This window comes from Mycobacterium sp. (assembly GCF_049280035.1).
In the GTDB taxonomy this organism is placed as follows: domain Bacteria; phylum Actinomycetota; class Actinomycetes; order Mycobacteriales; family Mycobacteriaceae; genus Mycobacterium.
On the sequence record NZ_JBAPPI010000048.1, the window covers coordinates 1 to 3,628 of the forward strand.

5 protein-coding genes are annotated in these 3,628 nt (G+C 67.2%); 2 read left to right on the plus strand and 3 right to left on the minus strand.

The window, feature by feature from the left end; all coding sequences use genetic code 11:
* The coding region (locus WAN71_RS01565; RefSeq protein ID WP_422223643.1) for an acetyl-CoA hydrolase/transferase C-terminal domain-containing protein at positions 1-351 on the plus strand (351 nt) is incomplete at its 5' end.
* A 15-nt stretch (positions 352-366) separates the two neighbouring features.
* Positions 367-1,278, plus strand: a complete 912-nt coding sequence (locus WAN71_RS01570) for an SDR family NAD(P)-dependent oxidoreductase (RefSeq protein ID WP_422223644.1) — start codon at positions 367-369, stop codon at positions 1,276-1,278.
* Positions 1,279-1,290: 12 nt separating this feature from the next.
* Here WAN71_RS01570 and WAN71_RS01575 read toward each other — a convergent pair whose 3' ends face one another.
* From WAN71_RS01575 to WAN71_RS01585, 3 genes are all read right to left on the minus strand, one after another.
* A complete protein-coding gene (locus WAN71_RS01575; RefSeq protein WP_422223645.1) occupies positions 1,291-2,079 on the minus strand; it encodes an SDR family NAD(P)-dependent oxidoreductase in 789 nt (262 codons plus the stop codon).
* A 3-nt stretch (positions 2,080-2,082) separates the two neighbouring features.
* Complete coding sequence (locus WAN71_RS01580; RefSeq protein ID WP_422223646.1) at positions 2,083-3,051, minus strand: VOC family protein; 969 nt, start codon at positions 3,049-3,051, stop codon at positions 2,083-2,085.
* On the minus strand, positions 3,051-3,628 hold a 578-nt coding region (locus tag WAN71_RS01585), incomplete at its 5' end, for a CoA transferase (protein WP_422223647.1). The genes WAN71_RS01585 and WAN71_RS01580, both read right to left, overlap by 1 nt.

The following is a 3,628-nucleotide window of genomic DNA, read 5'->3' on the forward strand; positions in this document are numbered from 1 at the left end:
GACCTCACCCGGCTGTCGCGCGGCTTACCGCTGGTCGCGGTGAACACCGCCGTCGAGATCGACCAGTACGGGCAGATCAACGTCGAAGGCAAGCGGGACAAGGTGATCGGCGGGATCGGCGGGCACCCCGACTATTGCGCCGCCGCCCGGATGAGCAGCGGCGGGCTGTCGATCATCGCCGTTCCGACGAGGATGAACGGGAGCTCACCACTCGTCGAGCAGCTCAGCCGGCCCACTTCCACACCCGCCCACGACGTCGACCTGATCGTCACTGAGTCCGGACATGTCGACCTGCGGGCAGCGGACTGGTCACAGCGCCGCGCGCTCATAGCCGAATTGTTCTCAGAATGAGGGAGATAACGCACGATGCCTGACGGCCCCTTGACCGGCAAGGTCGTCCTCGTTACCGGAGGCGGACGGGGTATCGGCCGCGGCCACTGCCTCGAGTTGGCTAAGCAGGGCGCAGCCGTCGTTGTCAACGACCCGGGCGTCGGCCGGGACGGTTCCAGCGGCGACGGAGCAGGTCCCGCAGCCGACGTCGTCGCCGAAATCGAAGCGTCCGGCGGCAAGGCCGTCGCACATACGGGTTCGGTGTCGGCATGGGACGACGTCGCCGACATGGTATCCACCGCCGTCGATACTTTCGGCTCCCTGACCGGCGTGGTGAACAACGCAGGCATCCTGCGTGATTCCATGGTCGCTGCCTCCAGCGAGGCCGATTGGGACGCCGTCATCGCCGTACATCTCAAGGGCACCTTCGCCGTCACCCGACATGCCTGCGAGTACTGGCGCGCTCAGTTCAAGGCAGGCAACCCGATTGATGCCCACATCGTCAACACGGTGTCGGGCGCGGGCTTGTGGGGCAATGTCGGACAGAGCGCTTATGCCGCGGCCAAGGCCGCGATCGCCAACCTGACCGTCGTAACCGCGATGGAGGCGCAGCGTTACGGTGTTGCGGTCAACGCGATCTCGCCGCTGGCCATGTCGCGGATGACCGCCGACGTGTTCGGCGCCCGCGCTGACGATCCCGCGCTGCATCCCGCCCGCAGCTCCGCCGTGGTGGCCTGGCTGCAATCTGCGCAGTCTTCCTGGCTCACCGGGCAGATCCTCCGCATCAACGGCGACAAGCTGACCCGAATCGAGGGCTTCACCGAGGCGCCTAGCGCCTATCACGCCAAAGACGGTGCCGCCCTGACGTTTTCGGAGATCGGGCAGGCCGTCAGCTGGCTTTACGGGACGTCTCCGCGCGGGCTGGCCGGACCGCTGCCGACGGCCTGAACTTCGAACAGATTACGGCGCCCCGCCATCGGCGTAGATGGTTTGTCCGGTGACGAACGCGCAGATGTCCGAAAGCAGGAAGGCGATCAGCGCGCCGATCTCGTCCGGCTGCCCGGGACGGCCGAGCGCGGCGTCGAACCCGAAGTCCTCCACCAGCGCCCGCTCGAGTGCCTCGTCGTAGGGATAGCCCTTGTTTTCGGCGACGTATCCGCGGATGGCGTGCAGCGCATCGGTTTCCACGGCGCCGGGGGCGACGCTGTTCGCCCGGATACCCGATTTGCCGTGGGTGCGCGCGATACCCCGGGTGAACGTGGCAACGGCGGCCTTGAGGCTCGCGTAGGGTAGCCGAGGCTCGTGTGGCGAGCGGGCAGAGTACGCGGCGGTGGTCACGATCGCGCCTCCGTTGACCGCGAGGTGGGGCAGTGCCGCTTGTACGCTGCGGGTGGTCGCCAGCAGGACGTCGTGAAACGCGGTGTCCCAAGCGTCGTCGTCGGAGTCGATGGGCATCATCCCGGCAGTGCCCATGGTGACGGCGATGCCGTCGAGTCGGCCAAGTATCCGGACCGCTTCGTCGACCGCGGCCACCGCCGCACCGGGCTGACTCACGTCGAAGGCCAGGCCGTGCGCTGAGGCCGCACCAGCGGCGGCGAGTTCTTCCGCGGAGTTCTTGCCTCGGTCGGCGTCGCGCCCGACCACCACGACGGACGCACCCTCGCGGGCCAGCGCCCGTGCTGCCGCAAGTCCCATGCCCGCTGTTCCGCCGACGACGACGTAGCCCTTGCCGCGTACTCCCAGATCCACCGCTCAACTCCTTGCCGCGGCCGGACTGAAGTGACTCAGCGGCCGCTCGACGAATTCGAACACCACGCCTTCCGGCGAGCGCAAGAACGCGATGTGCAGGCCCTCGATCTTGGTTCCAGGCAGTGGGCACCACACTGGATCGCCCATCCGCTCAACCGAATCGGGCACCTGCGCCAGTGCGTCGTGCACGTTCTCCACCCGCAACGCGCAACGGTAGAGGCCCTCGCGGTTACCGGCCCACGGCACCGGGGTATGCACGGTGTCGGGGTGCTGCACCACCACGAGCGTAAACTGATGCCCATCCTCGGCTAGGGCGTAACGCGCTACCACGCAGTCGGTTTCGCCCGTCCCGTTCGGGCTGAGCTGCGCACCGGCGACCCGCATCACCCGCGGCGCATCCACCTCGTCGAACCCGATAGCGGTGAGGAACTTCCCGGTCGCGGCAGCGTCGATCGCGGCGATCCTGATGCCGTTGAACAGTGTGCACCGTGCGTCCGTCGCGCCGCCGGCATCGGACGGTAACTCGACCACCTCGATCACCACGCCGTCAGGGTCCAACGCAAGAACCGACTTGCCGTCACCGATGAGGCTGTCGACCGGATCGCCCACCGTCAGCCCCCCGTCGCGCAACGCGGTCACCGCGCCGTCGAGGTCAGCGACCGCCAGGTGCACCGACCGGATTCCGGGATGCACCGGGTCGCGGCTCGGGTCGCGGACCAACGCAGGCGACTGGTATTCGATCACCTCCAGCGCACAGCCGGCACGCCCGCCGCGCGCGTCGTATAAAAATGCGGTGGCACAATAAGTTTCACCGTCAAGCCCAAGGATGGTGCCGTCGGTGGCGACCTTGGGGTCGGTGCGCATCCGTGCCGTCAGGCCCAGCACGTCGCCGTAGACACGCTCGGTGCGGTCCAACGATTCACAGTTGAGATTGATGTGCAGGAAGCGCCGCGCGAGGTGCTCCGAACCCACTACAGCACGACCGAGTTGATCTTGAACTCGATGATCTCGTCCTCGCTGAAGCCGAGCTCGGCGAGCAGCGCATCGGTGTGCTCACCGTGCCCCGGCGCGCAGACCAGGCTCAGCGGCAACTCGTCGAACTGCACCGGGCTGGCCGCCAGCGCGAACTCGTTGCCGCTGGTATCGGTGGTGCGCGGCAGATACCCGTTGGCGATCGCCTGCGGGTCCTCGTGCACCTCGCGGGCGGTGCGCATCACGTCCCACACCCCGTCGAAACCGGCGAAGGCCTTCTCCCAGTGCGAAAGATCCTGCGACTCGAAGGTCCGGCGCAGTTCCGCGATGCACTCCTTGCGGTTCCCGAATCTCACCATCGCCGAAGCGAATCGCTCGTCGTCGATCAGATCGGCGCGGCCCAGTCGTGTGCAGAAGTCCGACCAGAAGCGGTCGGCCTGCAGCAGCACGAACGCGATGAACCTGTCGTCGCGGGTCTTGTAGATGCTGGCCACCGGATTGGGCATCTCGTCGAGGTTGAACTTGGGGATGTCCTGCCCTGTGACACCGGCGCCGACGATGTCCGGGCCGAGCTGCC